Below are 18,157 nucleotides of genomic sequence, written 5' to 3' on the forward strand. Positions count from 1 at the left end.
TTGCTTGTCGCTCGCGACGTTGTCGCGGCATTTGAGCGACTGGCTCCTCGCTTTCTGTATCTAACGGATTCGAAGTCTGCTTTGCGCGGCAAGGCCCTTCGCGGCCACCGATACGGTGCTTCTGTTCGCGACGCAGAACGTCGGAATTCTCGTTCCCACGCGAAGCTTGGGAACGAGAATCCACGCCTCACCCTAACGGATTGGGTGGCCCAGTTTCAACATAAAAATCCGGGGAAATACGCGTCAAGAAGAAGCCCAAATTGTGAAATCTAGGTCTTCAACGTAGACTGAGCCGGCCCTGGCACGAGCCAGGCCCCCTTAACTAGCCTCTGGTGATGGACCGCGATGCCTGCTCGCAATCTCGTTTCGTCTCGCACTCACGGCCGAACGGAGTCACGCAAGCTGCAATTTGAATCGCTCGAAGGCCGCCGGTTGCTGGCCGTTGATTTTCATCTGTTGGCCGACGTCAATCAGACGCCGGCGCCCGTCCCGTCTAACATTGGGCCAATCGTGACGATCGGCGGCACTGCGTACTTTTCCGCGAACGACGGCGCGTCGGGGAAGGAGCTGTGGAAAAGCGACGGCACGCCGGAGGGGACCGTGCGGGTGAAAGACATCTTCCCGGGCGCCAAGGGATCGAATCCAGCGCACCTAACCGAGTTTCAAGGAGTACTTTATTTCGCCGCTACTGATCGGGTGGGCGACGTCGGCGCCTACCCGAGCGTCGACGTTGAACTTTGGCGGAGCGACGGAACCGAGACTGGCACCTATCGCGTGAAAGACTTGGTTCCCGGATTCAGGCCGTCGGATGTTAGCAACCTGACGAACGTCGGAGGAACGCTATTCTTCACCGCAGCGACTCTCGAAAATTCGAGAATGAGTCTTTGGAAGAGCGATGGAACAGACGTTGGAACGGCTGTGATCGCAATTCCCAATCCCGACCCTTTCTCCGGTTCGACGCCACCGAACATCTTAGGCTCCGTCGGGGATGCGGTGCTATTCACCGTTAACGCCGAATTGTGGAGAAGCGATGGCGCCGCTTCCGGGACCTTTCAACTTGCGGACCTCCCTGGTAGTTCGTACGGCGAACGGCTGAGGGTGCTGAGCAGTAGCGGAAAGACGACTTACTTCGCGGCGAATGACGGAACTTCCGGCTTCGGCTTGTGGAAGACGGATGGAACCGTCGCCGGGACCCTCTTTCTTAGCCGCTATCAGTCCAGCTACGCGTACACGGCGTTTCTCTCTGGTGCAACCATCAGCGAGACGCTGATTTTCGCGGCGACTGACCCCGAGCACGGAAACGAGTTGTGGCGAAGCGATGGAACCCCCGAGGGCACGATTCTCCTAAAAGACGTGTGGCCTGGTAACTCATCCTATCAACCGCCATGGGGGCCCAGCGATCCCCCCAACGAGTCGCGTCCGCACGGGTTCACTAACGTCAACGGCCAAGTTTACTTCCTGGCGGCGCAGCAGTTCGCGCTGGAACTCTGGAGAACGGATGGCACAGTCGACGGTACGGCGCTGGTGAAGACGCTTGAAGAATTCGGCGGCAATCCTCGCTACTCATCCTTGGCGAACGTTGGCGGGAAGCTCTATTTCTCCGTCTACGGCAGCAGCGCCAGCGAGCCTTGGATCAGCGACGGAACCGAAGCAGGCACTAGGCGCCTCAAAGACATTAACGCAGGCAGCGCCGGCTGGTTTGCCGGCTCGTTCACCGCGCTAGGCGACGGCGCTCTGTTCGTGGCATCTGACGACGTCCACGGGCAAGAGCTGTGGCGGTCTGACGGGACTGAAGAAGGGACTGCGTTGGTGAGGGACATTCTTCCGGCGACGGCTGGTTCGAATTCCTACTATCCCACGGGAGTTGGCGGCGACATCTTCTTCCGAGCCAACGGCGGCAGCGCCGGAGAAGAGTTGTGGGTGAGCAACGGAACGGCGGGGACCGCGCGGCTCGTCAAAGACATTCGCCCCGGCCTGGAGAGTTCGTCGATTAGCAACCTTGTCGACGTCGGCGGAGTGCTGTTCTTCACCGCGGACGACGGCGTCTCGGGCGTCGAGCTTTGGAAAAGCGACGGCACCGCGGCGGGGACCGTCATCGTTCGCGACGTGTTCACCGGCGCCGGGAGTTCGAACCCGCGGGAATTTACCAACGTTAACGGGACGCTCTACTTTGCTGCAAATGACGGCGCGACGGGGATCGAGCTGTGGAAAAGCGACGGGACTGAAACAGGCACGGTGCGCATCAAAGACATCTCAACAGGGGCAAGGGGTTCCGAGCCGTCTGCAGTCGTGAACGTGGGAGGCGTCCTCTATTTCTCCGCTAACGATGGCGTTACTGGCGTAGAATTGTGGCGCAGCGACGGGTCGGAAGCAGGGACCCTCCCTGTGAAGGATATTCTTCTCGGCGCCGGAAACTCACGGCCTTCTTGGCTCGTTAACGTCGGCGGCGTTCTGTATTTCAGCGCAGCGCAAGACGGCGTGAACGGCGATCTTTGGAAGAGCGATGGAACAGCGAACGGAACTGTCCGCGTAAAAAACGTCTCTCCTGAAACAGATCGCGCCTGGCCGACCGAACTTACCAACGTGAACGGAGAGTTATATTTCAGCACTCACCTCGACTCAAACAACGCAGCCTTATGGAAGAGCGATGGAACAGAAGCGGGAACGAACAAGTTAACGCATCTAAACCTGAGTTGGTACGATCGAGTGGAAACGTTGGGGAGCCTGGGCGGCACATTTTTCATAATCGCAACTTCATTCGAAACGGGGACGACGCTGTGGAGCAGCGACGGGACCCCGGCAGGAACGATCGAGCTGCTGTTCGCGGGCTCCGCATCCAATTTCACTATCTGGGACGATCATCTCTACTTCACCCGAAATGATGAGTACCACGGTAACGAGTTATGGCGTACTGACGGCAGCCGGGCCGGCGTCGAATTGGCGAAAGACTTTTCAAACGACAGCCGAAGTAGTCTCTATGGCTCGCGCGTGCTGAGCGTGGTCAACGATCGCTTGGTCGCGGTCGTGGCGACCGATCTGTACGGCCTCGAGCTGTGGATTTCCGATCTGCCAGCGACGCCGCTCGAGGGCGACTACGACGGCAACGGCCGCGTCGATAGCGGCGACTTCCTCGCATGGCAGCGCGGGTTCGGCGGGAGCGCGACGCCGGCGGGGTCGGGGGCGGATGGGGATGGGAACGGGACTGTGGGCGCTGGAGATTTGGCGGTTTGGAAGGAACGCTTTGGGGCGGGCGCGGCTCAGGCTGCTAGTGCGGCGTCAGCAGTTGTCGCGCCTGGCGACGCGGCGGTCAGCGATGCGATTCAGGCCACGGCGGTCGCGGCGATTGGATTGCAGGCCGAACGAACGGATTCGACTCTCGCCGCGACGGATTCGCTGAGCGGGCGAGGGCTCGTTGCGCTGGCTCAGGCGGCAGATGATCAGACGCAAGACGTGCGGTCATTCTTCAAGACCGACGAGCATGACGTCCTCGTTCGCCACATTTACGCCGAACGAGCACAGCAGAGATTAAACACTGTCGTGCTCGACGCGGCGTTCACCAATTGGGAGAACGCCGCACACGGTCAACGTCGACGACGCGACGCTAGCGGCGGGCACGCGCCACGAGGCTTGGCGGACTTGCCGGATTGGTTCGCCGGCGCCGAATTGGCGGAGAGCGCAGTGAAAGTTTCGCTGGCGACCGTCACGCGGCGTCTTCCACGCTCCGGAGCAGTGGAGAGCGCGGTCTCGCGTTGAATGCAACCGCGAGGAGCCGATTTTTCTGGTCAGATTGACCTGCGGGCGAGCTGACCGAGAATCGTCGCACAGCCAATATCTCAATTTTGGATATTGATTGTTTGAGGCGGTCGTCGATTCTTGTTAGGCTGAGCAAGTCGAGCGACTGCTCGGTCACGCTCCTTTTGACTAACATCCTCGCATGCGTTGGATTGCGATGCGTTCTCAACAATTCTCTTCTTCCCTCACCGCGCGGCGACTTGGTCTAGAGCAACTGGAAACTAGGCGCCTACTGGCCGTCGATCTCCACTTGCTAAAAGACGTCAACGCCAACCCGATTCAGGTTGAATCGAATCCCGCCAATTTGGTGAACGTGGGAGGGATTCTTTTCTTTCAGGCGAATGACGGAGTCTTGGGCACGGAGTTGTGGCGGAGCGACGGCACGGCTGCAGGGACGACGCTGGTCAAGGACATCGTCGCCGGCGCGAGCGGTTCGTCCCCGCAGTTGCTGACCAACGTGGGAGGGGTGCTCTATTTCACTGCCAACGTTGGAGAGACTGGTCGAGAACTCTGGAAAAGCGACGGCACCGCCGCCGGCACGGTGATGGTGAAGGACATCACGCTGGGCTCAGGCAGTTCGGTATTGAGCAACTTCGTCGCGGGCGACAACGCGCTGTGGTTCGCCGTGTCGCGGAATGGTCTGGCGGAACTGTGGCGCAGCGATGGCACGGAAGCGGGAACGCAATCGTTGGGAGCGTTCCCGGAGATTTCTCCGGAGTTCAAACGAGCGCTCGACATCGACGGTACGCTCTACTTTGTCGCCTCCACGTCGCAGTCGGGCTCTGAGTTGTGGAAGTCAGACGGCACCGTCGGCGGCACGATGCTGGTGACGGACCTGCAGTTCGGCGTCACTGGATCTTATCCGAGCGAATTGACGAACTTGGGGGGGACGCTCTACTTCGCCGCAGAAGAAGCTGGATCGGAGCGACAGCTGTGGCGAAGCGACGGCACAAACGCGGGCACGCAGTTGGTGAAAGCGGTGGATGGTGAAGGAGCCGCCTTCAACCCGCAAGGAATCATTAACGTCAACGGGACGTTGTTCTTTAGTGCAGCGACTCCCGCGGATGGCGCCGAGTTGTGGAAGAGCGACGGCACGACGGCGGGGACCGTCATGGTCGCGAATCTGGCTCCCGGCGCGGTCGCCTCGAATCCAACTCAGCTCACCGAGGCGGGCGGCGTTGTTTACTTCACCCCGCTCTTTCCCGGGAGCGCGGGCGAATTGTGGCGTAGCAACGGCACGGCCGCAGGCACCTATGCGCTGAAGGACATCAACGGGGCCTCGCTCGCTTCGCTCCGTTCGTTGACGAACGTCGCCGGCACGCTGTACTTCGTCGCCAACGACGGCGCGACAGGCTATGAGTTGTGGAAGAGCAACGGCACGGCGGCGGGAACCGTGCTGACGGCGGATATTCGCCCCGGTGCGGCGAGCTTCAGCTCCGATCCTCAGTTTTTGACCGAATTGAACGGCAAGTTGCTGTTCCGCGCGAATGACGGCGTGCGCGGCGCCGAGCTGTGGAGCAGCGCTCCCGCCACCGCCGGAGCGACCCTAGTCAAAGATCTGCGCGATTGGACGAATTCTTCCGCGCCGTCGAACGTCACCGAAGTCGACGGACTGATCTACTTTTCCGCCAACGACGGAGTGAACGGCCTCTCGCTGTGGAAAAGCGACGGAACCGCGGCGGGGACCAGCCGGGTCTGGTCTGTGTCGGAAAACTCGGCGGCGCTATCGCTCACGCTGTTCACCAATTCCGGAGGGTTGCTCTATTTTGCAGCGATCGGCCCGAGCGTTAAAGAGCTGTGGGTAAGCAACGGTACAACCGTCGGAACGAAACGACTACACAGCAGTCTGGCGAGTTTGTCGGCGCCGACCGTCAGTTCGATGATCGACGTCGGCGGCGTCCTCTACTTCGTCGCGGGCGACGGTACTACAGGAGCGGAGCTCTGGGCAAGCGACGGCACGCAGGCTGGCACGGTGCTGGTCAAGGACATTTGGCCTGGGACGTCGACGTCGTCTCCAGGACACATGACCAACGTGGGAGGAACGCTGTTCTTCTCCGCGAGGTCTCCCAACGCGGGAATCGAGCTGTGGAAAAGCGACGGAACGGCGGCGGGGACGGTGCTGGTCAAGGATATTGCCTCCGGCTCCGCGTCGGCGATCGATTCGGCGGGACGCTTCGCCAATGCCAATGGAACGCTCTTCTTTGTCGCGAACGACTTCGTCAACGGGACGGAATTGTGGAAGAGCGATGGAACCGCCGCTGGGACGACGCTGGTCAAAGATATTTTCTCGGGCGCGAGCGGCTCCACTCCCTTTCACTTGACGAAGGTAGGAGACGAGCTCTTCTTTTTCGCCAATAGCATTCTGGGCTCAAACGATCTCTGGAAGAGCGATGGGACCGCGGCGGGAACAGTGCGGGTGAAAGATCTCGCCGGATACCCCGGCAGCCCCACCAACATACAATTCGATCCGGTCGAGGTGGACGGTCGGTTCTACTTCGCTGCGCAAAGTACGGCCGGAGTCGAACTGTGGGTGAGCAACGGCACTGAAGAAGGCACGTTCCAGTTGTCAGACATCCGTCCGGGAACTGGCGCCTCGTTCCCGCAGCGATTGACCAACGTCGCGGGCAGGCTCTACTTCTATGCCAACGACGGAACCCACGGCTATGAACTGTGGACCAGCAATGGGACCGTGGTTGGGACGAAGCTGGTCGCCGATCTCCAACCGGGAATTCCCAGCAGCGCCGGTATCCAAGATCGTTCGCCGATGGCGACCGCTAACGGACGATTGTTCGTCATCGCCACGACCGATCCTTACGGTTCCGAACTCTGGACGGGCGCCGCGAATCCGCCGTTGCCGGGCGACTACGACGGCGACGACGTCGTCGACGGGGCCGACTTCCTGGCATGGCAGCGCGGGTTTGGCGAAGCTGCGATTCCTGCTGGGTCGGGCGTCGACTGGGATGCGAGCGGAACTGGCGACGCTGGAGATCTGGCCGTTTGGAAAGAGCAGTTTGGGGAAGGGAGTGCTGTGAACGTCGCCGTGGCGGTGAGTTCGGAAGGAAGCCAACCTACGGAAGCGCCGTTGGCGGTTTCCGGTAGCGGCGATTCAATCCCGATCGCGACGCAGCTCGCTGCGAGCGACTTGCCGGTGATCAGCGGCGCAGCCACGCTCTCGGCGAGGGCGCCTGTTGGTTCGCGTGGGTTTGTCGCGCTGGCGCAAGCTGCGGACGATGATGCTGAGTCGCGGCCACAAGCACTCGCTACCGCGGCTACTGCGGAGCGGCGCATCGACGCTGGTGAAGAAGCCGCAATGCGATCGCGTCGACGAACGACTGCCGTCGCACGAGATGCTGCATTCGTGGCGTGGGCCGGGACGTCGAGCGACGGATGGCGGCTGCGGGACGGCGATGTTTGCGAAGCGAGTGAGTTGCCGGAGCGCATTGCGGACGACTGGGCAGAGCTGGCGGCAGAGGGGCGAGAGGAATTGGTTGGGTGAGCGGGGCGCGCTTGGTTGCGGTTCGCTCCGGCAGGTCGTTGACCCGCGGCTACTCGGGTCTGGGCAGGCGGCGCGCGGTTTCGATGGCTTCGGGGGTGAAGGGGAGCCAGTGGGGGGTGGAGTTCGCCATGAACTGGAGCCAGGACGCGGCGGGGAGCCTGACGGGAGTGAAGACTCCTGATTTGGCGCTCGCTTGATGGTCTGGTGCGGCGAGCAGTAGTGAGTGGCCGTCTGCCACAGCGAGGACGGCCCCAGCTTCGGCAGGCGCGTCCTCTTGCGAGACGCTCGGCGCGATGACGATGCCTTGGTCGCTGAGATCGAACTCGCACGCGAAGCGGTCGAGATGATGGAACTCCGTGCGAAGCGCGGCGTCTGCTTCGGTCGCTTGGCGATTGACGAAGCGGTCGTAAGCGGACTGCAGTTCCTTGAACTCAACGCCGATGCCGCAGCCCAGGAAAGTGCGAGCCGCGAAGAGAAAGGCGCCGTTGAGCTGAGCGCCGGAGTTGGCGACGAGCGTACCGGCGAGGTGCGTGAATCTTGCGTCGCGCCAGCGGCACACGGTCAGATCGAGCGTCGCGGTTCCTTGTAGCTTGTGCGACGAAGGTTGCGGAATCAACCTCGAAAGATCGACGCCGGTGAATTTACCGCGGAGGTCGCCTTCCCACGCGAGCGTCGTCGGGCCGCTGAGCGAGTGCGAGCTTGTCCAAGTGACTCTGCCGGTGAACGTCGCGGTGTTGTTGAGGGCTGCAGCGCCGGGGACGAGGGGCGCCAGGACCGACGCGGGGAGCCCGTTCTGCTGCGTGTCGAGTTCTACGACGGCGTGTTCGGGGGCGCCCTCGCTGGCGGCGCGAGGTTCAAGCGATAGGCGAAGCGGCTTGGCGTCGGCGGCCGGCGTCGCGGTCGTGTGGGCGATGAGGCGGAACCCCAGCTTGCCCGCAGCGTCGCGCTCAATGGTCGCCTGCAGTTGGTGCAGCTGCGTGATCACCGGGGCGGTGAGCGTCACCTGCTTCACGAGCAAATAGATGCGGCGAGCGTCGGTCCGCTGGAACGACCATTCGAGTTGCTCGGCGAGCGCGGGGAGGTCGGCCACGCTGAGCACGAGCTCGTCGATAGAGAGCGCGAGCGTTTCGCCGCGATGCGTTTCAATGCCCGTGAGTTTGAGCAGCGGCGCCGTGGCGTCGGGAGCGGTGAGCGTCGCCGAGGCGGTGCGGAGGAAATTGGGACGCGGTTCACGGTAGTCGGCGAGTTGGACTTGCAGGTAGTAGCGATCGCTCAGCCGACGAGCGGCGGCGGATTGGCGCCACGGGAGGTGATGGTCGACGATCCACGCAGCAGTCGCGCACGTCGGCGCCAAGCACAGGGCGAAGAAGCCCGTGCGGCAAATCCGTTTGCGCGTGGTTTCGTGGAAAGCGAACATCCGTGTTCTCTAGTCGGCAGTGGGCGCTGGGCAGTGGACAGTGTTTTTCTCACTGCCCAGCGCCCACTGCCGACTACCCACTTGTTCTCCCTACCGTTCAGCCGCCATTTCTTGGAAAAGCTTGTACCTCGCCTGCATCTCTTGCAAACTGTCGCCGCCGAATTTATCGACAAGGGCGGCGGCGATTTCGATCGCGACGACGTTTTCGACGATCACGCTCGCGGCGGAGATCGCGCAGACGTCGCTCCGTTCGTAGCTGGCGCCCTCGGCTTCCTTGGTGTCGAGGTTGATCGACGCCAACGGCTTGCGGAGGGTGCTGATTGGTTTCTTCGCGGCGCGGATGACGAGCGTTTGGCCGTTCGTCATGCCGGCTTCGAGGCCGCCGGCGTTGTTCGTCGGGCGTTCGTAGCCGAGCGTGTGCGTCTGCTTCTTCGATTCGTCGTAGTGGATCGGGTCGTGCACTTGCGAGCCACGACGGCGGGCGGCTTCGAAGCCGAGGCCGATTTCGACTCCCTTGATCGCTTGGACGGCCATCACCGCTTGGGCGAGGCGACCGTCAAGCTTGCGATCCCACTGAGCGTGCGTGCCAAGACCGAACGGCAGGCCGTGAACCTGCACCTCGACGATGCCGCCGAGAGTGTCGCCCTCTTTGCCGACGCGGTCGATTAGTTCCTTGATCGCGTCGTCGCGTTCGAGGTTGAGACCGTAGAGTTCGCTCTCGTCGCGGATCGCTTTCAGTTCATCGAGCGTGCCGGCGACTGGTTCAATTTTCTGATCGCCGACTTCCGCAACGAAGCCGAAAACGGTGATGCCGAACGGTGCGAGCAGCTGCTTGCAGAGCGCGCCGGCGGCGACGCGGACGGCGGTCTCGCGAGCGCTCGCGCGTTCGAGGATGCCGCGGATGGAGCCGAGGTACTTGACGGCGCCGGTGAGATCGCCGTGCCCGGGGCGCGGGCGGGGGAGATCTTCGAGGCGTTCGAGTTTGTAGTCGCGGTTGACGACTTCGAGCGCGATCGGGCTGCCGAGCGTGACGCCGTGCCAAACGCCGGTGCGGACGTCGACGGTGTCGGTTTCAATGCGCTGGCGGCCGCCGCGACCGTAGCCGCCCTGGCGGCGGCGGAGTTCGACGTTGATCGGTTCTTCGTCGATCGCGACGCCGGCGGGAAAGCCGTCGAGGAGCGCGATGAGCGCTTTGCCGTGAGATTCGCCAGCGGTCCAGTAGCGGAGCATTGAGTTTTCGAAAGGGGAAAGACGAAAGTGGAAAGTGGATGCGCGCGGGGCGAGCAGCGCGTAAGGCTCCCTTAGCCCCCGGCTAGCAGCCGGGGGTAACCGTCGGATTGCGCCGAGGGGAGACTACGAATCTGCCGCTGGAGCCGCAAGGTCGGGCGGGGGGTCCATTGTACATTGGCGAAATGGGGGGAGATAGGCGGCGGCAATGCTATCCACCGGGCTGCTGGGCGATGCTAGAATAGAAGCATGAGCCCTTCCCTGGTCGCTACCGACGCCTTCGACCGTGCCGTTGAGCCGGTGATCGGCCTGCTGAGCCACGACCAGGCGGCGAAGATCGCCGATTTCCATGCGGACGAAGCCCTGCAGCTGAAGATCGAGCAGCTTGCCCGGAAGGCCAACGAGGGCGAGCTCACGACTGAGGAGCAGGCCGAATACGAGGGGTATGTTCAGGCGAACCAGTTTCTCGCCGTTTTACAGACGAACGCCCGTCGTTTCGTAGACGCCGGCGAATCTATTAGTGGATTAAGAGGTTAGGAGAATTTTCTGAGTCAGAAGCAGAGTCAGGATCAAGAGGATTTCGCAGAGGACTGCGCCTTCAATCTCATTCTGAATGCCCGTTCCGACAATTAGGCCATATATCGCCACTACCCCGGCAAAGAGAAGCAGCGCCCATGCGCCGTGCGACCCGAGAGCGGCTGCCAACAAGCACGTGATGCTAAAAATCAGCAGAACTACTGAAATTGCGAGGCGACGTTCGGCCTTGCCTACAGCAGCGTGATGTTTCTCGTTGATCACTATTTCATAAACGCGGCAGTCATCATCGGTCAAATACAGCATGGCGTCCGGCTCCTTGCCGAGATAGGCTCTCGCTTCTCGTTTGAGTTCTTCGAGTGAGCAAGCAGTCACCACTGGTGTGGCTTCGCTCAGCGTGCAACTACCGAGGATCCCTGCAGCGTCATTACGTCCCTCGAATAAGAAGTCCACAGTGCCGCGTCGCTGCTCGTAAGCTGCAAATCTCATCGCAAGCTCCGCCGTCCGACACAGTGTTCAAACATCAATTGAACGCGATCTAGCCGCTCAACTCCAGGGGAACTTTTCGCCGGTGATGCGTTCGCAAGCTTCGATGTACTTCGCCCGCGTCTTCTCGACGATCTCGTTCGGCAGTTTGGGCGGTTGGCTGTTTTTGTCCCAGCCGCTCGCGGAAAGCCAGTCGCGGACGAATTGTTTGTCGAACGACGGTTGGCCGCGGCCGACTTCATAGACATCGGCGGGCCAGAAGCGGCTGCTGTCGGGGGTCATTACTTCGTCGATGAGGATCGGTTGGCCGTCGACGATGCCGAACTCGAACTTCGTATCGGCGAGGATGATGCCGATCTCGGCGGCGCGGCGCGCGCCGTGGGCGTAGACGTCGAGGCTGAGTTGGCGAAGTTGTTCGGCCAGTTCGACGCCGATGATCGCCTGCATTTCGGCGAAGGTGATATTTTCGTCGTGATCGCCTTGGGCCGCTTTGGTGGCGGGGGTGAACAGCGGGGCCGGCAGACGTTCCGATTCGCGGAGGCCGCTCGGCATCGAGATGCCGGCGACGCCGCCATGCTGGCGGTACTCGGCCCAGGCCGAACCGCTGAGATACGCGCGGACGACGCACTCAATCGGCACGACCTCGGTCTTGCGGACGAGGATCGTACGACCGGCCAGGGCGTCGAGGTCGGCGCCGGCGGGGAGATCCATCTGCCGCACGTCGGTTTCGATCAGGTGGTGGTCGATCGGCAGCGAGCGGAACCAGAAGTTGCTCACCTGCGTAAGGACGCGGCCCTTGTCGGGGATCGGCGTCGGGAGGATCCAATCGAACGCGCTGATGCGGTCGGTGCTCACCAGGAGGAGGCGGTCGCCGAGGTCGTAGACGTCGCGGACCTTGCCGCGGGTGACGGGGAGGCCGGGGAGGTTGGTTTCGATGACGGGGGCGGACATGGGGGCGAGCTTCCTGTACTCAGACGGTTCGTTCGATCGGGAGTATATCGAACTAGCGGGAGCGCGGGCAGGAGCGACCGACTTCATTGAACCACGAGGGCGGTGATCCATCGGCAAAGCCTTGGCAGCAGCCAGAGCCCGTAAGCCGCGATGAAGGGCGCCCAAAGGCGATGAAGCAGGACGCATAGCAGCGCCACCCGCCGCCACCGGGCGGCAGGATCGACTGATCCATCGCCCAGCCAGCCACTATGCCCAAGTAGCTGACCGCACGCACAAAGATTACGGCGATCGCGAGTCGGAGGGATCTCATTCCCCCAATCTAACGGTCGATCGGCCGATACTCCAAATTCTGGCAGGAATCGCCGGCCCGGTGGGCGGAGCGGACCCTTCGGAGTACCTCAGGGTGACAGGGTTCGTACCGCAGGGGGGCGGGTTTTTGCGGCGGATTTGCGGCCGGCCGCGTGGAGTTGTGACCCCCGCACTGCAGTTGTAAACTGAAGCGGACGAAGGGACTTCGTCTTCTGGCAAGGGCACAACACCGGCCGCCAAGCCACCGCACTTTGACACCACGCTTTCGCCCTTTCCACGACAGGCCTCGACTATGGGACAGATGCGGTTTCATCTGCATCGCCGCGACCGAATTCCCCCGGGCGGCCTTCCCCGGATATATGTCGCGGGCAACGAGGACATCCCCTGGCAAACCAGTTCGCGCTGGGATGGGGAAACGCTCGTCATTCAACGCGGCGTCGATGATTCGGGCTACGTTTACGTCCCGTGGGTCGTCGATGGCCATGGCCAATACCTGCTAGGGACCAGCACGCTCATCGAGCGTGAGCGGCCCTACCTGCTCGACGTCGAACTCGCCCGCGGGCTGATCCAGCGGATTCGTTCGCGGCTGTTCATTTGGGAATGGCTGGGGATGAAGACGCCCCCCGAACTGACCGAGCGCCTGCAGGAAGCGACGCGGCTCTTCTCCCGCGCGGCGACGACGCAGAAGGATGTGGCCGCGTCGGCGGAAGCAGCGAACAAGGCGATCGCGCTGGCGCTTACCGTCTCTGAACAGTTGGTGCGGGCCTACTCCGAGCAAACGATCAACTCACGGCAACGGCAGACGCCGATCGCGTCCCTATTGGGCGTGAGCCTCGGCCCCGCGGCGCCGACGGTGCAGGTAAAGCGGCAGCTGGTCGACGCTTGCAACATCGTGCAGCTGCCGGTCGGGTGGCGGGCGATCGAATCGCGCGAAGGCAAACGAGACTGGAAGCCGACAGACGAGCAGCTCGGCTGGTGCCAAACAGCCGGCCTGAAGGTGGCGATGGGCCCCCTGCTCCGCCTCGATGATCGCGGCGTGCCTGACTGGATGTATCTGTGGGAAGGCGACGACGACAACCTCGTGCGGTTGCTGCTCGACCACGTGAAGGCGGTCGTCTCGCGTTACGCCGGCCGGGTTCACCTGTGGCATGTCGCGTCGCGGGTGAACAACGGGCAGCTGCTGTCGCTCGATGAAGAGAGCCGGCTGAACCTCGTCGCCCAAGCGGTGCAGGTGGTGCGGAAGATCGATCCGCGGACGCCGGTGGTGGTGTCGTTCGACCAGCCGTGGGGCGAGTACTTGGTCGACCAGGAACACGACCTGGCGCCGCTGCACTATGCGGATGCGTTGGTGCGGGCCGATCTGGGGATCTCGGGCTTTGGGCTCGAAATCAACTCGGGCTACTGGCCGCGCGGCAGCAGCCATCGGCCGACGTTTGAATATGGCAAGCTGATCGACCAGTGGAGCCAGCTCGGCCTGCCGCTGATGGTGCTGCTCACCGCGCCGAGCGGCGATCTACCCGACCCACTGGCGGCGAAGACGATTGCGGCGGAACTCGTCCACTCGCCTGATGCGCCGCAGCAGGATTCGCAACTGGCGCTGGCCTCAAGCGTGGCGCCGCTGCTGCTGGGGCGGACCTCGGTGCAGGTGGTGCTATGGAACCAGCTGACCGATCACGAGCCGCACGAGTTCCCGCACGGCGGGCTGTTCGACGGCAAGGGGAACCCGAAGCCTACGCTGGGGATGCTGCGTGATTTGCGGAAGGCGTGCGGGGGGTAGCGGCTTCCGTTGGCCGTATTCCCTGAGGCCTGCAAGGCCGCGCTATGACAGCCCAGGGCAAAGCCCTGGGTATATCGCCCACCAAAAAACATAGCCCTGCAAGGGCGCGAAAGCGCGCCCCTACAGGGCTTCGATTCTGTGCACACGCCGTTTTCCCAGGGCTTCGCCCTGGGCTACCGTAGCGCGGCCTTTCAGGCCTGAAATGCTGCGGAGCAATCACGCGTCAATTGGAATGCGCGCTCTTGCGATCGTCGCTCCGGCGGGTCGTTGACCCGCGGCTACTTACGCGCTCAGGCCGCTGCCTGCGCGTTCGCGAAAGTGCGGCGCGTGGCGGCGTTGGCCTTTCACGGCGTCTTCGAGCGAAGCGAAGTTCGGCAGCGCCTGATCGAGGCGGCAGAAGCGAAGCGCTTCAGCACATTCCTTCGACAGGCCGCAGAGCCGCAGAGCGCCTTCGCGTTGCAGGACGCGCTTTTGGAGCATCACGAGTTGCCCCATGAGGTGGCTCGGGATCATCGACACGTCGTTCATCTCCAGCACGAGCCGGTAGACGAAGTGGCGATCGGCGAGCGACCAAATTTTGTCGGCCATGCCAGCCGGCTCTTGCTTGCCGGGGCGTAGGCGCAGGAACAACCAATCGGGGCCGCGCGAAACGTCGACGCCCCACTCTTCACAAACGTCTGCCATGACCAAACTCCGCCTGCGAGGAGATTCCCTCCCAGGAAACGTTGCCGCCTCGCCAAATAGTGAGCCGAACGCATCCAGACGTTCAGCTTGAGAAGTCTCCGAGAGTTGCCTCTCTCGGAGCAGTTGGCCTTCATCTTAAAAGACTTTGACGGAAGGGACAATCTCGATTGGAAAGTCCGGAAAAATGGCGAGATGAATGATTCGCGGAAGATGGAGAAGTAGCCGAGGCTCAACGACCCGCCGGAGCGGAGGCGAATGGGGAGTGCGAACTAGGGTGAAGACTCCAATCGCCAGATTCTGCTTCCGCTGCGTTCGAACGCTGAAGGCGTTCAAGCGATCAGCCTAGGGTTGATCGCGCAGCGATCTACCCTAGGTGTGCGGACAGCATGTGAATCACAACCCTGCAAGGGTTGCAGCAGCCGATTCAACCCTTGCAGGGTTGAGGAGTTACGGCTCAACACATACCCGGGGTAGATCGCGGTTGCGATCAACCCCGGGCTGGATGATTGAACGCCGTTGGCGTTCGATGGCGCTGCTGCACGCGACTCGCGCATCCATCTGTGATCAATGCGCGCGTGACGCGTTTTCATCACCGCACCGGCGGGTCGTTGACCCGCGGCTACTGCTAGCACTTTACGCTTTCAGCATCTCGGCGATCGTTTTGTTGGCGACGTCGAGGGCTGCGGGAAGCTTCGCCGGATCCTTGCCGCCGGCTTGGGCGAGGTCGGGGCGTCCGCCGCCGCCGCCGCCCACCGCGGCCGCGACGGGGCCGATCCACTTGCCGGCGCTCAGGCCGCGTTCTTGCAACTGCTTCGAGATGCCGGCGACTAGCGTCACCTTGTCCTCGCCTTGCGTCGTGGCGAGCAGCACCGCGGAGAGCGGTTGCTTCTGACGGATCTGGTCGATCAGCTGCCGCATCAGGTTTGGCTCGACGCCCGGGACGTCGGCGACGACGACGGTGACGCCGCCCTCGGTGGTCGCTTTTTCGAGGAGGGAGTCGGCCGACAGCGGGCCGGCGGCTTCGCGCTGGGCGAGCCGTTGGCCGAGCGATTCGACTTCGGTGGCCATCAATTCAATGCGCTCCGCAACGCCGAGCAGGCCGACCGACATGCGGCGAGCGGCCTCGCCGAGGATCGACTTCATCGATTCGGCCGTGTCGCCGGCGACCTTCTTCACCGTGGCTTGCGCGGCGGCGAGGTTCGGCTTCACGCCCGCTTCGAGAGCTCGCTTCAGTTCGCGACGCTTTTCGATGAGGGCTTCGACGGCGTGCGGCAGATCGTAGCCGGCGACGCCGAGCTTCTCGGAGGCCTTCTTCACCTCCGCTTCGAGCCGTGCGCGGTAGTCGGTCGCCTTCTTGCCGGTGAGGGCGATGATCCGCCGCGTGCCGGCGGAGACCCCTTCTTCGCTGAGGATTTCAAACGCGCCGACATCGCCTGTGCTGTTTAGGTGGACGCCGCCGCACAGTTCGCGGCTGAAGTCGCCCATCGAGACCATGCGGACCGGGTCGGGGTACTTCTCGCCGAACAGCATCATGGCGCCTTGCTTGCGGGCGTCGGCGAGCGGAAGGGTTTCCCACTTCACCGGAGCTCCGGCGGCAACGCGTTCGACGACGTCTTTCGCGATCGCGGCCAACTGCGAGCTTTCGACGGGGCTGAGGTTCGTGAAGTCGAACCGCAGTTCGTCGTCGGTCACCTTCGAACCTTGCTGCTGGGCGTGCGAGCCGAGGTTCTTCTGCAGGGCGTAGTGCAGGATGTGGGTCGCCGAGTGAGCACGGCGAATCGCATCGCGACGGGCGTCGTCGACCGTTGCGCGGACCTTGGCGCCTTCGCGGATCGTGCCCTTGCGGAGGTGGCCGATGTGGACAATCAGCGCGCCATCTTTTTGGGTATCGACGACTTCGAACTCGAAGCCGTCGCCGACGAGCTTGCCAATGTCGCCGACTTGGCCGCCGCTCTCGCCGTAGAACGGCGTACGATCGAGGATGACGCGGACGGGCGCGGCGTGACCGACCTCATCCATCTTGTCGACGAGGTGGTCGTTCGGCGCCTTGCCGGTGATGATCCCTTTCACAACGGCGTCGGCAACGGTCGTGTCGTAGCCGAGGAACTCCGTCGAGTGGAGGGCATGCTTCAGCGAGTCGATCGGGCCCTTGGCGCCCATGACCGTGTGCTGCACCTTGCCCGAGGCTTCGCCATGCTGCTCCATCGAATGGGCGTAACCTTCCCAGTCGAAGGCGAGGTTATGCTCGGCGGCGAGCGACTCGAACAGTTCCGGCGGCACGCCGTAGGTTTGGTAGAGCTCGGCGGCGACGGCGCCTTCGACTCGCGTGCGGTTCTCTTTGCGCATGTCGTCGAACGCCCGCTCGATGCGGTTGAGGCCGGCGTCGATCGTGCCGAAGAAGTTCGCTTCTTCCTTCTCGATGACGCTGGCGACGCGCTGGGCCGTTTCGACCAAGTCAGGGTACGGGCCCTTCATTGCCGCGACGACGGCGGGGACGAGCTTGTGGAGGAACGGTTCGTGGAGACCCATCTGGTGGCCGTCGAGCACCGCGCGGCGGAGGAGCCGCTTCACGACGTACTTTTCCTTTTGCGGGCCGGGGTAAACGTTCTCGTGGATCGCGAACGTGCACGCCCGCACGTGGTCGGTGATGCGACGGCAGCGGCGGCCGGCATCGCTATCGAGTTCGTACTTCACGCCGCAGATTTCCGCGGCGGCTTGCACGATCGGGAAGAGCGTGTCGATGTGATAGTTGGTCGGCACGCCTTGCAGCGTCGCGGCCGTGCGCTCGAGGCCCATGCCGGTGTCGATGTTCTTCGACGGCAGCGGGCGAAGGTTGTTCGGCGGATCGCCCACGCGGTTAAACTGCGTGAAGACGAGGTTCCAGATCTCGACGCTCTTGCCTTGGTCGGGATGGAAGTAGATTTCGCTGCAGGGACCGCAGACGCCGTCGGGACCTTGGCTCGGGGCGCTCGCCGGCCAGAAGTTTTCGTCTTCGTCACAGCGCTCGATGCGGTCGACCTTCAGGCCGATGTCCTTCTGCCAGATGCCGGCGGCTTCGTCGTCGTCCTTATAAACGGTGACGGTGAGTCGCGACGGGTCGAGGGCGAGCCACTTCTTGTCGGTGAGGAATTCCCAGGCCCAGTTGATCGCTTCGCGCTTGAAGTAATCACCAAAGCTGAAATTGCCCAGCATCTCGAAGAAGGTGTGATGGTAGGCGGTGCGGCCGACGTTCTCGATGTCGCCGGTGCGGAGGCACTTCTGGCAGCTGGTGGCGCGGGTGAAGTCGAGCTTCACCTTGCCGAGGAAGTGGTCCTTGAACTGATTCATGCCTGCCGGGGTGAACAGCACGCTCGGATCCCAAGTGGGGACGAGCACGTCGCTGGCGACGCGGCGGTGTCCCTTGGACTCGAAAAAGGTGAGATACTTGTCGCGAAGTTCGTCGGTTTTCATGAGAGGAAGCGAGCAGTAGGCAGTGAGCAGTGGG

At 62.7% G+C, this 18,157-nt stretch carries 10 protein-coding genes; 4 read left to right on the plus strand and 6 right to left on the minus strand.

The annotated features are described in order from the left end of the window. Positions 1-345 precede the first annotated feature (345 nt). Together ACQY7R_RS14535 and ACQY7R_RS14540 are read left to right on the plus strand one after the other, a co-directional pair. Positions 346-3,753, plus strand: coding sequence for an ELWxxDGT repeat protein (locus tag ACQY7R_RS14535; protein ID WP_428306314.1), 3,408 nt, complete (start codon positions 346-348; stop codon positions 3,751-3,753). Positions 3,754-3,949: 196 nt separating this feature from the next. Then, positions 3,950-7,288, plus strand: a complete 3,339-nt coding sequence (locus ACQY7R_RS14540; protein WP_428306315.1) for an ELWxxDGT repeat protein — start codon at positions 3,950-3,952, stop codon at positions 7,286-7,288. A 49-nt stretch (positions 7,289-7,337) separates the two neighbouring features. On the opposite strand, the gene ACQY7R_RS14545 is transcribed toward ACQY7R_RS14540, so the two are convergent. Beyond that, entirely contained in the window at positions 7,338-8,705 is a 1,368-nt protein-coding gene (locus ACQY7R_RS14545; protein WP_428306316.1) for a hypothetical protein, read from the minus strand. A gap of 90 nt (positions 8,706-8,795) precedes the next feature. Then, positions 8,796-9,935: a chorismate synthase gene (aroC, locus tag ACQY7R_RS14550; protein ID WP_428306317.1), complete on the minus strand. Its 1,140-nt coding sequence runs from the start codon at positions 9,933-9,935 to the stop codon at positions 8,796-8,798. 246 nt (positions 9,936-10,181) lie between these two features. Between aroC and ACQY7R_RS14555 the strand changes: the two genes are divergently transcribed. Beyond that, entirely contained in the window at positions 10,182-10,469 is a 288-nt protein-coding gene (locus ACQY7R_RS14555) for a hypothetical protein (RefSeq protein ID WP_428306318.1), read from the plus strand. Here the strand turns inward: ACQY7R_RS14555 and ACQY7R_RS14560 are convergent. Both ACQY7R_RS14560 and ACQY7R_RS14565 read right to left on the minus strand, forming a co-directional pair. After that, positions 10,458-10,955 carry a hypothetical protein gene (locus ACQY7R_RS14560; RefSeq protein ID WP_428306319.1) on the minus strand — a complete coding sequence of 166 codons (498 nt, stop codon included), beginning with the start codon at positions 10,953-10,955 and terminating at the stop codon, positions 10,458-10,460. The genes ACQY7R_RS14555 and ACQY7R_RS14560 overlap by 12 nt on opposite strands. A 57-nt stretch (positions 10,956-11,012) precedes the next feature. Next, positions 11,013-11,903, minus strand: a complete 891-nt coding sequence (locus ACQY7R_RS14565) for a phosphoribosylaminoimidazolesuccinocarboxamide synthase (RefSeq protein WP_428306320.1) — start codon at positions 11,901-11,903, stop codon at positions 11,013-11,015. Between the two features lie 610 nt (positions 11,904-12,513). On the opposite strand from ACQY7R_RS14565, the gene ACQY7R_RS14570 reads away from it, so the two are divergent. Further along, positions 12,514-13,989, plus strand: coding sequence for an endo-1,4-beta-xylanase (locus ACQY7R_RS14570; RefSeq protein WP_428306321.1), 1,476 nt, complete (start codon positions 12,514-12,516; stop codon positions 13,987-13,989). A 282-nt stretch (positions 13,990-14,271) separates the two neighbouring features. Here the strand turns inward: ACQY7R_RS14570 and ACQY7R_RS14575 are convergent, their stop codons facing one another. Both ACQY7R_RS14575 and alaS read right to left on the minus strand, forming a co-directional pair. After that, the gene (locus ACQY7R_RS14575; RefSeq protein ID WP_428306322.1) at positions 14,272-14,673 is read right to left on the minus strand and encodes an STAS domain-containing protein; all 402 of its coding nucleotides are present in this window, start codon (positions 14,671-14,673) and stop codon (positions 14,272-14,274) included. Positions 14,674-15,306: 633 nt separating this feature from the next. Beyond that, positions 15,307-18,123, minus strand: a complete 2,817-nt coding sequence (gene alaS, locus ACQY7R_RS14580; RefSeq protein ID WP_428306323.1) for an alanine--tRNA ligase — start codon at positions 18,121-18,123, stop codon at positions 15,307-15,309. Between the last annotated feature and the right edge of the window lie 34 nt (positions 18,124-18,157).

The sequence above is a fragment of the Lacipirellula sp. genome (assembly GCF_965279485.1).
Classification (GTDB): Bacteria; Planctomycetota; Planctomycetia; order Pirellulales; family Lacipirellulaceae; genus Lacipirellula.

What these genes read in the sequence shown, in the direction of transcription:
- ACQY7R_RS14540 (WP_428306315.1), top strand. Translation starts at nt 3,950, where the DNA reads ATGCGTTCTCAACAATTCTCTTCTTCCCTCACCGCGCGGCGACTTGGT.
- ACQY7R_RS14570 (WP_428306321.1), top strand. Translation starts at nt 12,514, where the DNA reads ATGCGGTTTCATCTGCATCGCCGCGACCGAATTCCCCCGGGCGGCCTT.
- ACQY7R_RS14565 (WP_428306320.1), bottom strand. Translation starts at nt 11,903, where the DNA reads ATGTCCGCCCCCGTCATCGAAACCAACCTCCCCGGCCTCCCCGTCACC.
- ACQY7R_RS14575 (WP_428306322.1), bottom strand. Translation starts at nt 14,673, where the DNA reads ATGGCAGACGTTTGTGAAGAGTGGGGCGTCGACGTTTCGCGCGGCCCC.
- ACQY7R_RS14535 (WP_428306314.1), top strand. Translation starts at nt 346, where the DNA reads ATGCCTGCTCGCAATCTCGTTTCGTCTCGCACTCACGGCCGAACGGAG.
- aroC (WP_428306317.1), bottom strand. Translation starts at nt 9,935, where the DNA reads ATGCTCCGCTACTGGACCGCTGGCGAATCTCACGGCAAAGCGCTCATC.
- ACQY7R_RS14555 (WP_428306318.1), top strand. Translation starts at nt 10,182, where the DNA reads ATGAGCCCTTCCCTGGTCGCTACCGACGCCTTCGACCGTGCCGTTGAG.
- alaS (WP_428306323.1), bottom strand. Translation starts at nt 18,123, where the DNA reads ATGAAAACCGACGAACTTCGCGACAAGTATCTCACCTTTTTCGAGTCC.
- ACQY7R_RS14545 (WP_428306316.1), bottom strand. Translation starts at nt 8,705, where the DNA reads ATGTTCGCTTTCCACGAAACCACGCGCAAACGGATTTGCCGCACGGGC.
- ACQY7R_RS14560 (WP_428306319.1), bottom strand. Translation starts at nt 10,955, where the DNA reads ATGAGATTTGCAGCTTACGAGCAGCGACGCGGCACTGTGGACTTCTTA.